A 20,546-nucleotide genomic window follows, 5' to 3' on the forward strand; every position below is an offset into this window, starting at 1 on the left:
GGGAAATATTAGATGGAAAACGGATAGAGCGTTCGCCCTACCCGTCTTATATGGTCAGCGGTTGTTTTTTTTCTTTTGAACAGCTTCTTGAAGCGGATCGTCTTTCAGAGCTGCACTGGCGTCGTCAAGCGCGCCTTGAATGACGTTTTTGTTTTTATCGCTGTTTTTTCCTTTTTCTTTGTTAAAGAAAGCCATCTGTATCACCTCTTTATCAAATATAGGTACACCTATAATGTGTCTTTTTCCGCGGCAGAATATGCGGAATCCGCGTCTCCTTCCTTTTGGCGGAACAGGTAAAGTTTGTTGATCAAACATGCATTCTCTTGATATATTTGTAATTCAGGGGATTTTGGCAAAAATAAAAAGGAGAAGCGAAAAATGACAGGAAAAACACACATCATGGGAGGCATCGCTTCTTGTTCCGCAATTGCGTATTATTACGGGTATGATCCGGTCCTTATGACCTCAGCGGGTGCCCTCGGGGCGCTGATTCCCGACATATGCCATACGAAAAGCAAAATCGGCAGGACGCTGCCCGTTCTGTCCAAAGTCGTAAGCACGGTGTTCGGGCACAGAACGTTTACACACAGCCTGCTGTTTATGCTTATTATGTTTTTCATTACGGCCTCGTATATTCCGAATCCGAGCATTTCCGCCGGACTGATGATCGGAATGGCAAGCCATCTTGTACTTGACGCATGGACCGTCAACGGCATTAAACTGCTGTTTCCGTCCGCCATCCGCTTCCGTCTTCCCCTTTATATGAGAACGGGGAGCTTTTCGGAGCAGCTTGTGCTGGCCGGCTTAACGATTGTATCCTGCTATTATTTATACGAACTGGTTCACGGCCGCATCTCTTAAACAAAAAGCGTCTTTTCGCTTTTAGGGTGAGGAGTCATACATATGAAGAAAACCTTTTTCAGCAATCATCGGTTTTTATGCCTGTCCATCCTGTTCATGTGGATGAAAACCTATGCCGTGTATAAGCTCGGTTTCGGTCTGCAGAACAATTCGGTTCTTGAGGAATGTCTGCTCCTTATTAATCCGCTGAGCTTCATTGTGCCGCTGTTCGGCATCGCCCTCTTGCTGACGGAAAAAAAACAGCGGATCTTTCTGCTTTCGGCAAATGTGATGCTGACGGGAATTTTAATCGCGAATACGGTGTTTTACGGGTTTTATATTGATTTTATCACCATACCGGTTTTGTTTCAGGCAAGCAATATGGGTGATATGGGAAGCAGCGTCCAAGAGCTGTTTCACCCGCTTTATATCGCTTTATTTTTGGATATTGCGATTTTGTTTTATCTTGGAAAAAGGCATAAAGCCGATAAAGGAAAAGCGGGCGCCCGTACCGTTAAAGCGTATGCGTGGGCATCAGCCGGCCTCATGCTGTGCAACCTTGCGCTGTCTGAGGCCGAGCAGCCGAAGCTGTTCAAGCACCCTTTTGATCGTGAAGCGCTCGTAAAAGGAATCGGCCTGTTCCACTTTCATTTGTATGACACCATTTCGCAGACGCTGAATGCAGGGGCTAAAGCGTTCGCCGATGAAGACAGCCTTGCGGCGGTCGCGAATTACACTCAAGCCGGCTACAGCAGGCCGTCCGATTCAAAATTCGGGCTTGCAAAGGGGCGCAATGTGATTTTTGTTACGCTCGAATCAACACAGCGTTTTGTAATGGATGAGCGGGTCAGCGGACGGGAGATTACCCCGTTTTTAAACAAACTGCGAAAAAAAAGTTATGACTTCACTCATTTTTATCAGCAGACTGAACAGGGAAAAACATCAGATTCAGAATTCATTACTGCGAATTCGCTGTATCCGTCTTCAAGCGGCGCCGTTTTTTTTACAAAAAGCGGCCACCGGTTCAATACGATGTACCATATGTTAAAAGATCATCAATACTACTCAGCCGTTCTGCATGCCAATCATAAAGCCTTTTGGAATCGGGATGAGATGTACGGGGCATTCGGAATCGACCGTTTTTTCGACGCGGATGAATTTAAGGTGACACAGGAAAATTCAACAGGCTGGGGCCTGAAGGATAAGGAGTTTCTCGAACAGTCAGCGGAAAAATTAAAGAAGCTTCCGCAGCCGTTTTACGCAAGTCTGCTGACTTTGACCAACCATTTCCCTTTTGAAATTGATCAACAGGATCAGCTCATTGAGGAACCGGACACAAGCAGCGAGTTATTAAACCGCTATGTGACGACGGTCCGCTATGAAGATGAGGCTCTGAAACACTTTTTCAAGAAGCTGAAAAAAGAAGGGCTGTATGACAACGCGATGATCGTCCTGATGGGAGATCATTACGGTATATCCGAAGCCCATAATCAAGGACTTGCCGAATTCTTAGGAAAAGAGGAAATCACTCCGTTTGATACGGTTCAGCTTCAGCGCGTGCCGTTTATCATTCATATTCCCGGGGTGACCGACCGTGCGCCCGAAACGATTGCTTCGGCCGCGGGACAGGTTGATGTAAGGCCGACGCTGCTTCACCTGCTCGGCATTGAAACGAAAGGCAGCATTCAGTTCGGCAATGATCTGTTTTCCGGAGAGCGGACTCCGTTTGCGGTGCTGAGAAACGGCAGCTTTATCACGAATGACCATATTTATACGAAAAATACGTGTTACAGCCGTAAAACGGGTGAACCGCTTTCTGACATGAGCGCGTGCAGCGATGAGAAAGAAAAAGCGGAACAAGAGCTGATGCTTTCCGATAAAATATTAAACGGCGACCTGCTGCGGTTTTATAAGCAATAAAAAAATCCCTCCGTTATATGGAGGGATTTTTCATGTTTCATATATGAGCCGTCCTGTCATTTTCGTATCATATCCGGATAATTGAGAAAGCTGAGACTTGAATTCCTCAGAATTAAGAATGTCCCGCACGCTTTGAACAAGCTCCCGGTTTTGTTTTAAGACGACCACATCGTACTGCTCACTGATCACCGGGATAAAGTCCGTGCCTGCCATATGCGCCGCATGCAGCGACCCGACTCCGATATCCGCCTTTCCGCTTGATACTTGTGAAGCCGCTGACAGATGATCCGTGACAATGTCATGATATCCGGCGACATCAGACGGCGTGATGCCGATTGATCTGAGCTGTTCATCCAGCAGCACCCTCGCGCCTGATCCTTTTTCGCGATTGACGATGCGGACATCCTTTCGGCTCATGTCCTGAAAGCCCTGAATGTTCAGCGGATTGCCCTTTTTCACATATAATCCGGCCTGCCGCAGCACGACATGAAAAAGCGCAAACGGCTCCCCTGAAAGAATGCGCTTCACATACGGGATGTTATACTGCCCCGTCTCCCCATCGTATAAATGCAGACTGACGATGTCACAAGCCCCGCGGTACATCTCGATCAGGCTGTTCAAACTGCCGCTGTACTTGCGGAGCGGAGCCGCCTGTATTGTTTGTTCCAGCTGTTTGCTGAGGAGGTCCATCGACACATCCTGCCCGCTGATGATAACAGACTGCCTTTTTTCCGGCTCCCGCCCGCGTGACGGGTCAGGCGCTTCTGCTGCGGATGGCTTTTTTGACATTCTCATGTTTGCTTTATATTGTTTTAAGTCCTCTTCATCGACCCTCATCTGTCTTCCGACCCTGTACGCCGGAATGAGTCCTTTTTTTATCAAATCATATACTGTCAGTTTGGAGACCTTCAAAAGGCCCGCAACTTCTTCTATTGTATAGGAAGTGGCTTCTGTCATATTATCACGCTCCGTTTTTATTATAACTGTTCAGATATTGAAAAAAAACCGCACCATCACGTACAATTGCGTTATAATTAGTTTGATCTAATGATATTTAGCTATAAGGGGTGCACAATGTTGAAAAAGAAAGCGACACTACTCACAACTGCGGCTATGGCCGTTTTCCTCGCAACTGCGGGCTGCTCATCCGGACAATCGTCCAAAGGCGGACAAAACGAAAACGTCACGCTGACCGTTTCTGCAGCAGCCAGCGCTCAGGATGCACTTGAAGAAATCCAGACCAACTACGAAAAATCACATTCAAACGTAACCATTCAAGACAACTTCGGATCATCAGGCACATTGCAAAAACAAATTTCACAAGGCGCGGGAGCTGATTTATTCTTCTCGGCAGCCGAAGATAAATTCGAAAAGCTCGTTCATGACGGAGATATCGACAAAAAGGACAGCACGGATCTTTTGAAAAATGATCTCGTCATGATCGTGCCTGAGAAAAACAGCGCACACCTGACACATCTGAATGACCTGAAAAAAGACAGCACGGAAAAAATCGCGCTCGGCACGCCTGAGTCCGTTCCGGCCGGACAATACGCCAAACAGTCACTGACGGCATTATCCCTGTGGGACAAGGTAAAAGATAAAGCCGTCTATGCAAAAGACGTCCGCCAGGTGCTTTCTTATGTTGAAACCGGAAATGTCGATGCCGGGCTTGTCTATAAAACAGACGCGCTGATTTCGAAAAAGGTGAAAATCACCGATGAAGCACCGGCGAAAACACACGATCCGATCGTGTATCCTGTCGGCATCGTCAAGGATACAAAGCACCGTAAAGAAGCAGAAGCGTTTTATCAGTATCTGCAGTCAGATGAAGCGATGAAAGTGTTTAAGAAATATGGATTTACTGCCAAGTAACATTACGGCTTCGGAGTTTTTCACTCCCGTCGTACTGTCATTTGAGGTGGCTTTGGCGTCGGGCATCGCCGTCATCATTCTCGGAACGCTTGCCGGCGCCTGGATGGCGAAAGCGCGATTTCCCGGAAAAACGGCTGTGGAGACCCTGTTTATGCTCCCGCTCGTTCTTCCGCCTACCGTTGTCGGCTTCATTCTCATTATCATTTTCGGGAAACACAGCTTTATCGGCCGGGCGATTGAGCGGATTTTTCACCAGCCCGTCATTTTCACGTGGTCGGCCGCGGTGATCGCTTCGGCCATTGTCGCCTTCCCGCTTATGTATCAGTCCGCTAAAACCGGCTTCGCCGCGGTTGATGCTGACATCGAGGGAGCGGCGAAAGTAGACGGAGCCGGCAGGTGGCAGGTGTTCACCCGTATTTCCGTCCCGCTTGCCTTTCCCTCCCTCTTGACCGGAAGCATTCTCAGTATTGCAAGGGCGCTAGGTGAATTCGGGGCGACTTTAATGTTTGCGGGAAATATTCCCGGCGTCACCCAAACGCTGCCGACGGCGATTTACGTCGCGATGGACTCCGGCAATGAAACACTCGCCTGGGTGTGGGTGATCTGTATTGTGATCATTTCTTTTCTGATGCTGTTTTTCATCCAATTGAAAAAGCCCGCTTGACCGATCTGCCTTCCGCGCACCTTTCGCCGGGAGGCTTTTTGATTTAAAATCGGATGGTATATAATGAAACAAAAACACACAAAGGGTGCGGCTATGAAGATTAATGTCATTATCGCGGATGATAATTCTTTCATCAGAGAAGGAATGAAAATCATTTTGCATACATATGAGGAATTTACTGTATCAGCAACGTTGGAAAACGGACTCGAGGCGGCAGAGTATTGTAAGCACAACCCCGTCGATATCGCCTTGCTGGACGTCCGCATGCCGGTGATGAACGGCGTCGAAGCCGCAAAACGGATCGCTGAGGAAACGGATACGAAGCCGATGATCCTGACGACATTTGACGACGATGAGTATATTTTAGAAGCAGTTAAAAACGGCGCGAAAGGATATTTATTAAAAAACACCGAACCGGAACGGATCCGCGATGCGATCAAAAGCGTTTTCAACGGGCACAGCATTCTTCAGGACACCGTGCTGGACAAAATAAAAGACAGCCTTTTCCGGCCGGCGGAAGCCGCACATCAGATTGATGAAAGCCAGTTTACTGAAAGAGAGCTCAGCATCATGTCGCTTATTGCGAAAGGATTCTCGAACAGGGAAATTTCAAAACAGCTTTTCATTTCTGAAGGGACGACGGCCAATTATATTTCATCTATTTTAGGGAAAACGGGGCTTGAGCACAGAACGCAGATTGCCATTTTTTATATCACCGGGAAGGTGGATAACGGGCGTTGAACGGTATGGATTTTTGGATGCTGATGAGCAGACTGATCGCTATTTTTTATACGGCTTTTTTGTTCGTATCGGCAGACCGCCCTTACACGCCGTACGCCGTCTTGTTTCTGCTGCTTTATCTGTCTTTGGGCATCGCGGTCTGCATGATCAGGCCGCCCGCTTGGAGGCGCGGGATCACCCTCATGACGCTGGCATTGACCGCTTGGCTTTCCGCCTTAGGCCATCCGGCGTTTCTGTTTCTTTTGCCGCCCGCCATTTTTGCGGTTCTTGCCGAATATCCGGTTCACCGCTATGTGTTCTGCCTGCTCGTGTTTTTGCCGTTTTTATTTATCCCGTACGGCGACCTTCCGACTTATATCGTCATAACCTTGTTCTGTCTGGCGATTTTCGTTTTGGCCGCCCGGTCCGGCAATCGGCTGAAGAAATATGAAGAACAGTCGGACAGCATGCGCTCAAGCATTGAAAAACTGACGAAACAGCTGCACAGCAGCACAGAATATATCAAACAATCGGAGTACACCGGCAAACTCGAGGAAAGAAACAGATTGTCCCAAGCCATCCATGACAAAATCGGCCATTCGATGACCGGCGCGCTCATTCAGATGGAAGCGGCGAAGCGGATGCTCGGCTCCCATCCGGACAAAGCGGCTGAACTGCTCCAAAACGCCATTACCATTTCCAAAGAGGGCATAGAGGATATCCGCATAACGCTGAAAAATATGAAACCGCCCGCTGAACAAATGGGCATTCACAGATTAAGAACGTTTATTGATGAATTTTCGGCCAAAAACGGGATGCCGGTTCCGTTTACGCATCAAGGCGATTTGGACAGGCTGACGCAAATGCATTGGAGAGTCATTCAGGAAAACGTAACCGAAGCTTTAACCAATGCGATGAAATACGCCGATGCCACGCAGATTTTCATTGATATCCATGTGCTGAATAAAGCCGTGAAAGCGGAAGTGAAAGATAACGGAAACGGCGCCGTCCGCTTTAAAAAAGGCCTCGGCATGCTCGGTATGGAAGAACGGGCGGCCGTCCTGCACGGAACCGTTATTTTTGATGGCACGGCCGGTTTTTCCGTCACGACATTGCTTCCGGTTGAATAAGTGAATGTTTTCATGTGAAAAATATGAAGATTCTCATGTCAAAGGAATGAACAGCTGCACTAACGGCCGTTCATTCTTTTTTTTATAATAAGAGCATCATAAGACATAGAGGTGGAAACATGAACATTTTGGAGCTCAAACAGCTGAGTAAGAAATTCGGTGATTATGCCGCCGTTGACCAGATGTCGCTTGCCGTAAAAGAAGGTGAGATTTTCGGGTTTCTCGGCGCAAACGGAGCCGGAAAAAGCACGACGATCAATATGATCTCAGGTCTTTTAAAACCTTCAGGCGGTGACATTCTGTTTCTCGGAAAAGATATTTTCAAATATAGCAAAGCAACGAAAATGAATATCGGCATCGTCCCTCAGGACCTCGCGATTTACGAAGAATTAAACGCCTATGAAAATGTGAAGTTCTTCGCAGGTCTGTACGGCCTGAGAGGGGCGGCTCTGAAAGAACGGGTCGAGGAAGCCCTGACATTCGTCGGCTTGAGCGATAAACACAAATATTTGCCGAAGCATTTTTCCGGGGGAATGAAACGCCGGCTTAATATCGCCTGCGCCCTTGCCCACCGGCCGAAACTGATCATCATGGATGAACCGACGGTCGGTATTGACCCGCAATCAAGAAATTATATTCTGCAATCAGTGAAAAAGCTGAATGAAATGGGCTGCACGATCATCTACACGAGCCACTACATGGAGGAAGTGGAAGAAATATGCACGCGCATCGCCATCATCGACCACGGAAAAGTCATCGCAGAAGGCACAAAAGAACAGCTGACCTCCATCATTACCGACACGAAGGACGTCGTGATTGAGCTGTCATCCCGAAACGGCATCAGCCTCGGCGATATTCAGGAGCTGCCCGGCGTCAGAGCCGCCGCACTGGAAGAAAACAGCGTGAAAATCAGCTCTGACACAGGGGTCAACAATTTAAACAGCCTGATCCGGTACTTCATGAACAAAGGCATTGAAATCCGCTCCTTGCAGGAACAGGCACCTGACTTAGAAACGGTATTTCTCACGCTGACAGGCAGAAGCCTGCGCGACTGACCCCACTGGAAGGAGGATTGCAAATGAATATTCTGCACATCGCCGGGAAAGAAATCAAAATCAGTTTCCGCGACAGACGGACTTTTATTTTCATGCTTGCTTTTCCGATCGTCTTCATGCTGATTTTTACCGCGGCATTATCAAACGCCTTTGATTCAGAGGTGACGGTCGGGAACATCAAGGTCGTATATACGGACCAATCAAACGGGACACTTTCTCATTACTTTACTGAGTTTATGAAAAACGCCAAAAAAGAGCATGTCTATTTTCAAAAAGCGGACACGGAGGCAAAAGGCAAAAACGAGGTTCGTGAAAATCAGGCGGATGCTTTCGTCACTGTAAAAAACACCGGTTTTCAAGTCTATACAAATGACCGGAGCGGCATCAACGGCACGATCGTCCAAGGCATGCTGAGCGCTTTTACCAATCAATACAAAGCAGGCGCCGCCGCTTACAAGGCGCATAAGCCACCTTCCGCCGGACAAATCAAAAGCGATTATATGAAGCAGACGTCTTTACACAAAGCAAAAGAACCGAAGGCGAAAGATTTTTACGCGATATCCATGACGACGATGATCGGGCTGTACGCCTCGATTTTTGCAAGCTCCTTATTCCGCGGGGAAAGAATACGGCACACCGCGGATCGCCTGATCGCCGCCCCGCTCCGGAAAAGCGATATCTTTCTTGGAAAGATGCTCGGCATTTTGGCTGTGAATGTTCTGACGATTCTTGCCGTTGTCGCCTTCAGCAAATTTATCTTGAAAGCGAACTGGGGCAGCCACATGGGACTTGTGCTGTTGATTCTCGTTTCTGAAATTCTTTTGGCCGTCAGCTTCGGGCTCAGCCTGAGCTATTTGACCAGAAAACCCGAAAGCGCCAGATTAATCACCGTCATCATCGTGCAGGTGATGTCCATTATCGGCGGCGCCTATTACAAATATGAAGGAGGGGGGATTTCCGCCCTGTCGCCCTTATCCTGGATCAATAAGGCGATTAACAACATCATTTACGCAAATGATGTATCAGCGGCATGGCCTGCACTCGGTTTAAATACAGCATTGGCGGCACTCTTTTTGCTGATCGCCGCATTTACGTTTCAAAGACGGGAGGGACTGTAATATGAAAAACTTCTGGTGGCTGTTTGCACACACTCTCAAAGGAATTACAAAAAGCAAAAAACAGCTCATTCTTTATATCGGGGCTCCGCTGATCGGCGTCTTCCTCTCCTTCATGACCAATGCCAACGGCGGAGCCGAAACGCTCAATATCGGCATTCTCGATCAGGACGGCGGAGAAGTGGCACAGGATACGGTCACGTTTTTAAAAGGACTGGATCATGTGAAGATTTCGGAGGAAACGGATGCGTCCGCCTCATCAAAGATCGCTTCAGGAAAAATGGAGGCGCTCATTACGTTTGAAAAAGGCTTCTCCCAAAGCGTAAAAGACGGGAAACCGTCTCACATCGGCATGACCTCGCTGAAGGGCGCCCAGGTCACCGGATATGTCAGCTCTTATTTGTACAATTATATGAACAGCGCCGCCTCAATCGGCAAATCTTCCGGCGGAGACGAGAAAGCCTTTCAGGCGATGTACGCCGATTTCAAGCATTCTCCGATTCAAACGGAGTCCGCTGTTTTGAAAGATACTTCGAACCATAAAGAAATGACTTACTCAGTCATCGGGTATCTCATTATCATTATGCTCTATTCCGCCGGCAACCTGACGGAACTGATGATTAAAGAGAGAGAAAACAGGACGTACTACAGGCTTCTGTCAACGCCGATCACGTCAAAGCAGTATGTATTGGCGAATGCGGCAGTGAATATCATTATCATGGCCGTCCAAATTATATTCGCCGTTCTCTTTATGGGCGCCGCTTTTCATATTCATCCGTCATTCCCGCTGTGGCAGCTGTTCGTCCTGATGATGCTGTTTGCATTAAGCGCAATCGGGATCGCCTTTATTGCCGTCGGTTTTTCCAACAGCAGCTCTTCGGCATCGGCGCTTTTGAACTTGATCGTTGTACCGACATGCTTGCTCGCCGGCTGCTTTTTTCCGGGCAATATTATGCCGAAAACAGTGCAGACAATCGCCGAATTTCTGCCTCAGCGCTGGGTGCTTGATACGGTCGATCAATTGCAGCACGGCCGCACGCTCCAAAGCCTGACGCTGAACATCATCATTTTGGGAGCCTTCGCCGCCGCCCTGTTATTAATAGCCGCATACAGGTTCAGCGTAAAACGTCAGACACAGACATTTATGTAAAGAAAAACAGCCCCGTAAAGGGCTGTTTTTTCTTAGAACAGAAGCTCGTCCGGATTCGGGCCGACACGCTCGTCTTTGTTCAATGCGCTGATCTTTTCCATTTCTTCCTGTGACAGTTCGAAATCAAAAATATCGGCATTTTCTATGATGCGGTGCTCTTTAATTGATTTCGGAATGGTAACGACTTCGTTCTGAAGATCCCAGCGCAAAATCACTTGAGCAACCGATTTGTTATGTTTTTCCGCAATTTGTGACAGCACTTCGTTATCGAGGAGCTGTCCCTGCATCAATGGAGACCACGCTTCCACTTGAATGCCCTGCGCTTTGCAGAAATCTCTTACTTCTTTTTGAGTCAGGCGCGGGTGGAATTCAATCTGGTTGACCATCGGCTTGATTTCAGCATCTTTCAGCAGTTCTTCTAAATGATGCACTTGGAAGTTGCTGACGCCGATGGCGCGGATTTTTCCGTCTTTGTACAGCTTTTCAAGAGCGCGCCATGTGTCTTTATATTTATCCTTGCCCGGCCAGTGAATCAGGTAAAGGTCGAGGTAATCGAGGCCGAGGCGCTCAAGGCTTTTCTCAAACGCGTCAAGTGTCGTTTCGTATCCTTGATCTTCATTCCACACTTTTGACGTGATGAACAGCTCTTCTCTGGCAACGCCCGCAGCTCTGATGCCTTCGCCGACACCCTCTTCATTTTTATAAATAGCCGCCGTATCAATGCTGCGGTAGCCGTTTCTGATTGCCGCTTCGACGGAGTCCGCCGCTACGCTTCCGTTTTCCACCTTGAAGACGCCAAGGCCGAACCACGGCATTTCAACGCCATTATGAAGCTTTACAGTATCTTTTAAGCTTTTTGCCACGTTGAACCATCCTTTCTAGTCATTATGTAAACGGTTATTATTATCTCACATTTCCGCCGTAAGAAACCAATTATACGCTCATCGTTATCACAAAAACCATCTTTAGTGCCCAAGCACCACTGACGTTATTATTTTCCTATTTTTCAAAAATTACGGTTAATCGGGTAACTGTCCGGGTAAATCGCTACTGTAGCCACCACACAATTGAAGGAGGAAATCATATGAAACGTATGCGTATCCCGATGTCCGTTGCCCTTGGCGCCGCTTTGTCTCTGACTCCTCTGTCCTTTGTATCCGCAAAAGAAAACCCGGCCCCTCAAAACATGGCTCAGCAAACATCAGATGTCTCAGCAAAAGATGTCGGATTAAACATTGACGTTGACCTGCTCGGCATCGGCAATTCGATTGCTGACGCGATTAAGTCGGCGCAAAACCGTGACGGCTTCGTCAAAAACTTAATGGAATCTTCATTCTACGCTTCCGGACAAAAATATAATGTCATGGTGTTTAATTTAAGCCAGGAATATGAAGATCATTTTAACGGCGTTCAGTTTTACGGTTCCGCCGTTTATGACGGCATCACGTACGGCATTTGGGTGTTTGAAGACGGAAGCTTCACCAACAAAGGAGATGGTGGCTGGATCAACTGGGCCTTCAGAGGCTGGTTTGACCGCGACGGCGATCACGTCGAATTCCATCGTCCGTAATCTAAAAAAGTCCGGCGAACAGATGCCGGACTTTTTTTATTCATCCCCGTCAAGCATGGCCGCTTCCACATCATTGATGTATTGGCGAAGCTCATGCGACATGTCGCGGGAAATTTCCCGCTCTTCGAATAATGTTTGGATTTCGTTGCGGATGGCCTGCACGGCCCGCAGTTTGATTTCGAGTTTTTGATTTTCAAAACGGCGGCTCGGACTCTGTTCATGATACGAGTGCCCCAGCCTGAAAATCAAGTGATTGTAAAAGGAAATGACGGCAAGCGTCACATCTTTATTTTCTTCAGTCATGTGTTTTTTCAGGCTTTCAATGGCCGCTTTTGCCGTTTTAACCCTTGTGGAGCGAATGAGGCCTTCTTCATTTAAAATCGACATTTCCGGCTTTTTATGTTCGCCGAAAAAGATCCAGTACATCAGGCGTTTCAGCTTTTTCTTAGATAAGCCGACTTTAAACGGGTTCGTATAAAGCACTTCCAGTTCATCAAACCGTTCCTGAAGGCTGTCAGCCGTTTCTTCCGGTATGTCGCCCCGCTCAATCAGCCGCAGCAATTCTTCCTGTTCTGCCTGAATCCCTTGGGCGCGGACTTTCCGCTCATCTTTTTTCGTGCGGTTTTTGACGGTGAACTGCTGAAACCTGAGATTTTTCATTTTCTCATTGTATTCGGCAATGACCGCAAAAGAAGCCGTTTTGTTTGACTCATTCATATTTTCTTTAATGGCGGTTAAGGCAGCCTTTATCAGCTTCCGTCTCGCTGTCAGCAATTTGACTTTCTTTTCTTTCACATTGTCTTCCGGCTTATCTGTCAAAATCGGCAGAACGATTGTCGCCAGCACCAATGTGCACAAAATAACGCCCGCGGCTAAAAAGAGAATCAAATTCCGTTCAGGAAACGGTGAGCCGTCAGAGAGCACGTAAGGAATGGAAAAGGAACCCGCAAGCGTGACCGCTCCCCTGACGCCTGAAACCGAAATCAGCAGGGTCGAGCGCAGGCCGGGTTTATAAATGCTCTGATCCTTGTTAAAAAACCACTTGCCGTTCCAAAAAAACAGCACCCACAAAAACCTGAGAATCATTAACGTCAGCGTAATGACGATAATGTACCCGATGACCATCATATTGTTAAACGCGGTATCATTAAAGATGACGGAAACCACATCCGGTATTTGCGCACCTAAAATAACGAAAACAAGACCGTTCAGAATGAACAAAATAATATTCCACGTACTTGAAGAGACGATTTGCAGTTTGACCATCGTTGATTCAAGACGGTCCTGCTCCACCGCATGCGTGATGCCGCCGGCCACAACCGCTAAAATGCCGGAAACGCCGATTTCTTCAGCCGCGAGATAGATGACGAACGGCGTCAGAATTTGAATCAGCATATGCATCGTGACATCCTGCATGCCGAGGCGCCGCATAAACAGCCGGAAACGGATAATCAAAAAAGAAATGACGACACCGCTGAGTAAACCGCCGGCTGAAATCAGAACGAAACTGAACGCGGCTTGCGCCAGCGAAAATGCGCCCGTCACGGCAGCCGCAATCGCAAATTTAAAAGCGACCAGGCCGGATGCGTCATTCATCAGCCCTTCTCCTTCAAGGAGACGCAGAATGCCTTTTGGCATCTTCACACGCCCTGACAGTGCGCTGACCGCGACAACATCAGTCGGTGACAGAATCGCCGCCAGCCCGAACGCGGCGGCCAGCGGAATGCTCGGAATCATCCAATGAATCGTGTAACCGCCGACAATCACCGTGGCAAACACAAGCCCGAGCGCAAGCAGCAGAATCGGCGCTCTTAAATTCCAAAGTTCCGCACGCGGCGTCCGTTTTCCATCATTAAAAAGCAGCGGCGCGATAAACAAAACAAAAAACAATTCAGTATTCAGTTCAAAATGAAGCCCCTGCGGAAATGACGCCGCAATGATACCGAGCGCCACCTGAATCAGAGGCACCGGGATAAAGGGGACAAACCGATTTACGATATTTGAGATCGCGATAATGGTTAAAAGTACGAGTACGACTAAAAATATGTCCAAAGCTGACCTCCTTCATCTGCTGCATCATATCATTATTGCCTGTTCTCTGCCCTTGTCAAAGGCCGGAGCCGATAATCGGGCAGATTCAATATATTTTCCGCACGCAACCATTCTTCTTTTATTTTACCCGTTTTTATTTAAAATTTCTCATAACGCGCTCACGGCGAACTTTTTTTGCCTTCAGCTACATTTTTTCCGGAAAAAGAAAAAGCCTGTTTTCTCTGAAAACAGGCTTTTTCGCAAGCTGCGTCATCTGTTTCATGACGCGGTGCAGCGTTTATGCGCTCAAGATAGAGAACGCACTGTCAGTGTGTCTCTATCCTTGGTTTTAAGTGCTCATCTTATTCGTGAAAATTCGTGCCGTCTGACGTCGCTTTAATGATGCCCGCGCGGATGACGAAATCCCCGAAGTGTTCGCCTTCCTCACGCTCTTTTGCGTAGCGCGGGAGAATGGTGCGAAGCTCATTCAGAATTTCCTCTTCACCGATATTTTCCCGGTACATTTTGCTCAAACGGCTGCCGTCAAACGCCGCTCCTAAATACATATTATATTTTCCGGGCGCCTTTCCGATAAATCCGATTTCGCCAAGCGCATGGCGGGCGCAGCCATTCGGGCACCCGGTCATACGGATGGTGATTTCTTCATCCCGCAACCCGTTTTCGTCAACAATGTCTTCAATCTTATCAATCAGCTTCGGCAGATACCGCTCGGCTTCGGCCATGGCGAGCCCGCATGTCGGAAGCGCGACGCAAGCCATTGAACTGCGGCGGAGGGCGGAATGCTGCCAGCCGTCTGTCAGACCGTATTGTTCGATTAATGCGCTGATTTGTTTCTTTTTCTGGCTCGAGACATTGCCGATAATCAGGTTTTGATTAGAGGTGAGACGGAAATCTCCCGTATGGACTTTGGCGATTTCACGCAATCCCGTCATCAGCTTATAATTCTCATAGTCCGTGACGCGGCCGCCTTCGATGAACATCGTAAAGTGCCATTTCCCTTTTACGCCCTTCACCCATCCGTAACGGTCGCCGTTATGGTCAAAATGATAAGGTTTTGCTTCATCCAGCTGCCAGCCGAGGCGGTTTTCCAGCTCGGTTTTTACGTTTTCCAGCCCGAGACGGTCAACGGTGTACTTGAATCTGGCATTCTTTCTGACGGAACGGTTTCCGTAATCGCGCTGAATCGTAATGGTTTTTTCCGCTACATCATACAGCTGCTCCGGTTTGCAGAAGCCGATGACTTTTGAAAGCTGCGGATAAGTGGCCGTATCGCCGTGCGTCATTCCCATACCGCCGCCGATTGCCACGTTGAACCCGATAAGACGGCCTTCCTCCACGATGGCAATGAAGCCGAGATCTTGAGAAAAGACATCGATATCATTGGACGGAGGCACGGCGATTCCGATTTTGAATTTCCTCGGCAAATACAGCGGCCCGTACATCGGTTCCGTTTCCGTGTCAGGAGTTCCCGCCACACGTTCCTCATCAAGCCAGATTTCATGATAGGCTCTCGTGCGCGGAAGAAGGTCATCGCTCAATTTCTTCGACCATTCGTATACTTCCGCATGAATTTCAGACTGGTGCGGATTTGAAGCGCACATGACGTTTCGGTTGACATCTCCGCAGGCCGCAATGGTATCAAGCAGCGCCGCATTGATTTTCTGAATCGTTTTTTTCATGTTCCATTTTAAAATTCCGTGCATTTGGAACGTTTCACGCGTTGTCAGCTTCAATGTATTGTTTCCGTATTTTTGCGCCAGTTCATCCATGACAAGCCATTGTTCCGGAGTTGACACGCCGCCTGGCATCCGGACGCGCAGCATGAACTGATAAGCCGGTTCAAGCTTTTGTTTTTGACGTTCATTACGGAGATCGCGGTCATCCTGCAAGTAGCTTCCGTGATGCTTCATCAGCCGGTTGTCATCGTCCGGGATGCCGGCTGAAATCCGGTCGAGCATGACTTCTTTCAATGTGCCGCGCAAATAATCGCTTTTTTCTTTAATTTCCTCAACATCACTTGGAGGGCCTTCCGGCGCTTTTAAAATGTTGTTCACCATGCTGAATAAGCTCCTTTCAAACCAAAATCAATATACGTCACGCTGATAGCGTTTTTTCTGCTGCATGTCTGCCAGGAAGCTTTCCGCTTTTTCACGGCTCATGCCGCCTTCTTCCTGAATGATATCGAGAAGCGCCTGGTGCACGTCATGCGCCATATGCTGTTCATCACCGCAGATGTATACGGCGGCTCCCTGCTGCAGCCATTCATACAGCTCTTTGCTTTGTTCTTTCATGCGGTGCTGCACATATACTTTTTCCTCCGAATCCCGGGAAAAAGCGACGTCCATTTTTGTGAGAACACCGTTTTGCAGCCATTTTTGCCATTCCGTCTGGTACAGAAAATCAGTGACAAAGTGCTGATCCCCGAAAAACAGCCATGTTTTCCCCTCAGCTCCGGTTTCTTCACGCTCCTGCATAAAGGAACGGAACGGTGCGATGCCTGTCCCCGGCCCGACCATAATGATCGGTGTATCCGGATTTTCCGGCAGCTTGAAGTTTTGGTTGTGCTGAATGTAAATCGGAAGCGTATCTCCCGGCTGGAGTCTTTCCGCACAAAGAATGCTGCAGACGCCTTTGCGTTCTCTGCCGTGCGCGTCATATCTGACCGCTCCGATTGTCAGATGCACCTCTTCCGGATTCGCTTCTAAACTGCTTGCGATCGAATAGAGCCGGGCCGGCATTTTACGCAGGATCGAAAGAAAGTCTTCCGCGGAAGCTTCCCACGGACCGAAATCCCGGACGAGATCAAGCAGATCACGGCCGTTGGTGTATGCTTTCAGCTGCTCTTCGTTTCCTTCGGCCAGAAGTTCACTCAGCTTTTGATCAGCCGTAAACTGTGCGGCCTTTTGCAAAAGCGGCTTTGTTAAGACGGTAATTTCAAAATGAGAAGTAAGCGCGTCTTTCAGCGGACGGCGCTCTCCTTGTTTATTCACCGCCACTTCCTGTTCCGGATTCCATTTCAGCTCATTGATCAGCTCATCAACGAGCGCCGGATCATTTTCCGGATAGATGCCGAGGCTGTCTCCGGGCTGATACGCGAGGCCCGATCCTTCAAGCGAAAGCTCGAGATGACGTGTTTCTTTATTTGAACCGCGTCCGTTCAGATTGATGTTCTCAAGAACCTCCGCCCGAAACGGGTTCGTTCTGGAATAAACGGATTCACCGAGAGCGGGCGTCTCGGCAGGCGCTTCGGCTGTTTGATTTCCCGCTCCTTCGTTCAAACCGCCGATGACCGCGTCAAGCCATTCCGAAAACGGCTCATCATAATCAAGATCGCAATCAACCCGCGGCGCAAGCTGGGTGCCGCCGAGCTCTTGAAGACGCTCGTCAAACTCTTTGCCGGTCTGGCAGAAAAATTCATACGAGCTGTCCCCGAGCGCCAAAACGGAGTAACGGAGCTCTTCAAGCTTCGGCGCGCGTCTGCCGTGAAGAAATTCATGAAAGGCCAGCGCGTTATCCGGCGGATCGCCTTCTCCGTGTGTGCTCACCACGATCAGTAAATTGTTTACTTTTTTCAGATTATTCGGCTTAAAATCGTTCATCGACGCGACGGTGACCTGGAATCCCCGTTCCTCAAGCGTCTTTACCGTCTGTTTCGCAAGACCTTCCGCATTTCCCGTTTGCGATCCGTATAATACGGTCACTTCTTTCGAGACTGCCGGGCTTTCAGCAGGAGCCTGAGCAGCGGGCGCGGCTGTTTCACCGGATTCGGACCGGGCCGCAGCCAAATAGCCGCTCAGCCAGATTTTCTGTGATTCTGTCAAGGTCGGCAGAAGGCGGTTAAGGAGCTCTGCCTGCTCCTGATTAAACGGACTGTTCATGACCTGAAGTTGCAACGATATCCACCTCACAAGGAATTAAACGTAACGTACGTTATTTCTATAGGAATTGTCAAAATAATATTCTAATTGAAACTTTACCGAAAGTTTGTATGTAAGTAAAATATATAATCATGATGACAACGATTAAGATTACTAATGATAAAAAGCCCTTTGCACTCAGCAAAGGGCTTATACGAATAAGCCGGCGGGCACTTCTTTTATAAAAGGAGAGGGTTCTCCCGGAGACAATACGGTCAAATGATGCATCGCCCGCGTACAGGCCGTATATAACAGCTTACGGTCATGTTCGCTATTGTACTGGGCAGCAGAGGCGTCAGCGGCAATGACGGCGTCAAACTCAATGCCTTTTGCCAAATAAACGGGAATGACGCATACCCCTTTTTGAAAAGGCTGGTTTTCTTTATTGATTAAACGGACACCGCTCTCGGCGCTGACTGTCTGAAACACTTTTTTGGCTTCCGCGGCCGTTTTGCAGATGACAGCGACCGTCTCCCAGCCTTTTTGTCTGAGCTCCCGGATTGTATCCGCCAATTGTTCCCGCCGCGCATTTTCTGTATCCGTCCGCAAAACACGCGGTTTTTCCCCGTTCCGGTTAAAAGGCTCAATGTCATCGCCGTCAGCCAGCAGCGCTTTCGTAAATTCAACAATCTGCCGCGTCGATCTGTAAGTCCGCTTCAGGCTGACATACTTTTCTGCACCATTGCGAAAGCAGCCGGCGAGGGAAGAAGGGCCCGTAATGGTATGGGCATAAATCGACTGGCTGACATCACCGAGCACCGTCATCTTTGCCGCCGGGAAGATGGTTTGAATATACGTGAGCTGAAATGGGGAATAATCCTGCGCTTCATCAATGAAGACGTGCTTCATTTGTGTGTTTTTTCTCTTTCCTTCTAACAGATCCTGCAAATACAGATACGGAGCGGCATCTTCATACGGAAGCGACCGTTCTGCAAATGCGTTTCCGGTCAAAGCGCCGATGCTCTCCCAATGATCGGGCTTTTCATCAGCTCCCCAGTCTGAAAACAGCCGGAGATACATCCGTTTTATATCGAGAAAGCCGAGCCGTCTGACGGCCTGCTTAATCGGTTTAAAGGCTTTGCCGACAATAATGGCGCCAAGCAGGCGCTGTTCGCGCTGATGGTCGTCAAATGCAGGTTCATCATCTGCCGCCTGCTTCTTGAGTGTTTGATAAACCTCAGCATAGTCTTCCTTATCAAGCAGCTCGCTCTCCTGCAAGACCCATTCCTTCTTACGCTCCTTTTTTTCGAGAACGCTGATTTCCGCGAGAAGCCATTCCGCCGTCAGCTCCGCTCTGTTCGGAATCGGCAGCTGCTGATCAAGCGAATAAAAATAGGCTTCAATCCGCTCTTTTGAAATCAGGATGTCTCCCCGAAAGCTGATCTGTTTACATATCAGGCCGGAGACCGAAAGCGACCCGGCATAGCGGTCAATCAGGGCCTGGAAAGCTGACGACGCTTTGTAAGCAATGGCTGCGAGCCTTACGGAAAGTGCGTCCTGGTTTTGTTCAGTCAGGCAATATTCAAGCTGCTCGTACGGGCTTTCACAATCAAACTTTCGTCCGAGACGGCGGATGATATATTCCTGAAAGGTGGCCTGCTCCATATTCTCTTCTCCCAATTCCGGCAATACGGCGGACACATAACTGTTGAACAAAATGTTCGGGGAAAACAATACAATCTGACGGGCATCAAGCACCCCGCGCCCGCGGTACAGCAAGTAAGCGGCCCGCTGAAGCGCCGCGGATGTTTTCCCGCTTCCGGCGGCTCCCTGAACGATGAGATATTTGCTTTTTTCATCCCGGATGATCTCGTTCTGTTCTTTTTGGATGGTCGACACGATATTTTTCATATGCTGTCCGGAATGGCCGCTCAGCACCTCTTGCAGCATTTCGTCACCAATCGTCATATCCGTGTTAAACATCGCTTTAAGCGTCCCGTTTTTAATGATGAACTGCCGCTTCAGTGTGATGTCTCCCTCTATCGTTTCTTCCGGAACTTCATAGCGGGCTTTTCCCGGGGAATATTGATAGTAAAGAGATGAGATGGGCGCGCGCCAATCATAAATGAGAAATTGCTCGTTGTTTTCATCCATTAAAGAAGTCAGCCCGATATAAATCCGCTCGGAAGAGGACTCCCCTTTTTCCGTAAAATCGACACGGCCGAAGTAAGGAGAGGTTTTCAGCTTTTGGATTTTTTGAAGCTGCCGGTATTGAAGCCGATGCGTCCGTTCACGTTCTGAAAGCATTTCCGCCTGCTGTTTAATGCTTGAAAATGTCTCAGCCGCTTCATGGGCGTCATCCATATTCACGGTGACATCATCCCAAAACGTTTTTCTCAGGCCGACAATATCCTGCTTCAATCCGCCCGATGAGGCTTCAAGATGAGTTTGTTTCTGTTCCAATTCCTTCATGACAAAATTGATTCTTTCCTGCTCTTCTTTCCATTCTTTATCACGTTTTGCCATCAGCGGCACCTCCGACATCAAGCTGACAAGTCCGGCTTTCATCATACAAACATATATGCAACATATTATTCAGCA

The 20,546-nt window shown here is 48.4% G+C and carries 17 protein-coding genes; 10 read left to right on the forward strand and 7 right to left on the reverse strand.

Features of this window, described 5'->3' with window-relative positions:
• Nucleotides 1–54: 54 nt before the first annotated feature.
• Entirely contained in the window at nucleotides 55–195 is a 141-nt protein-coding gene (gene sspJ, locus AC2CGA_RS07845) for a small acid-soluble spore protein SspJ (protein WP_003151760.1), read from the reverse strand.
• A 183-nt stretch (nucleotides 196–378) separates the two neighbouring features.
• Between sspJ and AC2CGA_RS07850 the strand changes: the two genes are divergently transcribed.
• Both AC2CGA_RS07850 and AC2CGA_RS07855 read left to right on the forward strand, forming a co-directional pair.
• On the forward strand, nucleotides 379–861 hold the full coding sequence (locus AC2CGA_RS07850; protein ID WP_014305800.1) for a metal-dependent hydrolase: 483 nt from the start codon (nucleotides 379–381) through the stop codon (nucleotides 859–861).
• Nucleotides 862–903: 42 nt separating this feature from the next.
• The gene (locus tag AC2CGA_RS07855; RefSeq protein WP_014305801.1) at nucleotides 904–2,760 is read left to right on the forward strand and encodes an LTA synthase family protein; all 1,857 of its coding nucleotides are present in this window, start codon (nucleotides 904–906) and stop codon (nucleotides 2,758–2,760) included.
• Nucleotides 2,761–2,790: 30 nt separating this feature from the next.
• On the opposite strand, the gene AC2CGA_RS07860 is transcribed toward AC2CGA_RS07855, so the two are convergent.
• A complete protein-coding gene (locus AC2CGA_RS07860; protein ID WP_484480159.1) occupies nucleotides 2,791–3,717 on the reverse strand; it encodes a substrate-binding domain-containing protein in 927 nt (308 codons plus the stop codon).
• Between the two features lie 117 nt (nucleotides 3,718–3,834).
• Between AC2CGA_RS07860 and modA the strand changes: the two genes are divergently transcribed.
• From modA to AC2CGA_RS07895, 7 genes are all read left to right on the forward strand, one after another.
• Nucleotides 3,835–4,632: a molybdate ABC transporter substrate-binding protein gene (gene modA, locus AC2CGA_RS07865; RefSeq protein WP_014305803.1), complete on the forward strand. Its 798-nt coding sequence runs from the start codon at nucleotides 3,835–3,837 to the stop codon at nucleotides 4,630–4,632.
• A complete protein-coding gene (modB, locus tag AC2CGA_RS07870) occupies nucleotides 4,613–5,296 on the forward strand; it encodes a molybdate ABC transporter permease subunit (protein ID WP_014305804.1) in 684 nt (227 codons plus the stop codon). The genes modA and modB overlap by 20 nt, the downstream gene beginning before the upstream one ends.
• A gap of 93 nt (nucleotides 5,297–5,389) precedes the next feature.
• A complete protein-coding gene (locus AC2CGA_RS07875) occupies nucleotides 5,390–6,037 on the forward strand; it encodes a response regulator transcription factor (protein WP_069013267.1) in 648 nt (215 codons plus the stop codon).
• 5 nt (nucleotides 6,038–6,042) lie between these two features.
• Nucleotides 6,043–7,146 carry a sensor histidine kinase gene (locus AC2CGA_RS07880; RefSeq protein WP_024085790.1) on the forward strand — a complete coding sequence of 368 codons (1,104 nt, stop codon included), beginning with the start codon at nucleotides 6,043–6,045 and terminating at the stop codon, nucleotides 7,144–7,146.
• A 119-nt stretch (nucleotides 7,147–7,265) separates the two neighbouring features.
• Nucleotides 7,266–8,201 (forward strand): ABC transporter ATP-binding protein, encoded by a 936-nt coding sequence (locus AC2CGA_RS07885; RefSeq protein ID WP_069448978.1) that lies wholly within the window; start codon nucleotides 7,266–7,268, stop codon nucleotides 8,199–8,201.
• A 23-nt stretch (nucleotides 8,202–8,224) separates the two neighbouring features.
• Nucleotides 8,225–9,319: an ABC transporter permease gene (locus tag AC2CGA_RS07890; RefSeq protein ID WP_484480160.1), complete on the forward strand. Its 1,095-nt coding sequence runs from the start codon at nucleotides 8,225–8,227 to the stop codon at nucleotides 9,317–9,319.
• A gap of 1 nt (nucleotide 9,320) precedes the next feature.
• On the forward strand, nucleotides 9,321–10,466 hold the full coding sequence (locus AC2CGA_RS07895) for an ABC transporter permease (RefSeq protein ID WP_003151747.1): 1,146 nt from the start codon (nucleotides 9,321–9,323) through the stop codon (nucleotides 10,464–10,466).
• Nucleotides 10,467–10,498: 32 nt separating this feature from the next.
• Here the strand turns inward: AC2CGA_RS07895 and AC2CGA_RS07900 are convergent, their stop codons facing one another.
• The gene (locus tag AC2CGA_RS07900) at nucleotides 10,499–11,329 is read right to left on the reverse strand and encodes an aldo/keto reductase (RefSeq protein ID WP_007410023.1); all 831 of its coding nucleotides are present in this window, start codon (nucleotides 11,327–11,329) and stop codon (nucleotides 10,499–10,501) included.
• A gap of 221 nt (nucleotides 11,330–11,550) precedes the next feature.
• Here AC2CGA_RS07900 and AC2CGA_RS07905 point away from each other — a divergent pair, with 221 nt between their 5' ends.
• Complete coding sequence (locus tag AC2CGA_RS07905; protein WP_003151740.1) at nucleotides 11,551–12,036, forward strand: hypothetical protein; 486 nt, start codon at nucleotides 11,551–11,553, stop codon at nucleotides 12,034–12,036.
• A 36-nt stretch (nucleotides 12,037–12,072) separates the two neighbouring features.
• On the opposite strand, the gene AC2CGA_RS07910 is transcribed toward AC2CGA_RS07905, so the two are convergent.
• From AC2CGA_RS07910 to helD, 4 genes are all read right to left on the reverse strand, one after another.
• On the reverse strand, nucleotides 12,073–14,088 hold the full coding sequence (locus AC2CGA_RS07910) for a Na+/H+ antiporter (RefSeq protein WP_003151737.1): 2,016 nt from the start codon (nucleotides 14,086–14,088) through the stop codon (nucleotides 12,073–12,075).
• A 341-nt stretch (nucleotides 14,089–14,429) separates the two neighbouring features.
• On the reverse strand, nucleotides 14,430–16,145 hold the full coding sequence (gene cysI, locus AC2CGA_RS07915; RefSeq protein WP_484480161.1) for an assimilatory sulfite reductase (NADPH) hemoprotein subunit: 1,716 nt from the start codon (nucleotides 16,143–16,145) through the stop codon (nucleotides 14,430–14,432).
• A gap of 27 nt (nucleotides 16,146–16,172) precedes the next feature.
• Entirely contained in the window at nucleotides 16,173–17,981 is a 1,809-nt protein-coding gene (locus AC2CGA_RS07920; protein WP_044052904.1) for an assimilatory sulfite reductase (NADPH) flavoprotein subunit, read from the reverse strand.
• Nucleotides 17,982–18,155: 174 nt separating this feature from the next.
• Complete coding sequence (gene helD / locus AC2CGA_RS07925) at nucleotides 18,156–20,471, reverse strand: RNA polymerase recycling motor HelD (protein WP_484480162.1); 2,316 nt, start codon at nucleotides 20,469–20,471, stop codon at nucleotides 18,156–18,158.
• Nucleotides 20,472–20,546: the final 75 nt, after the last annotated feature.

The organism is Bacillus sp. SYZHCR11 (assembly GCF_057196865.1).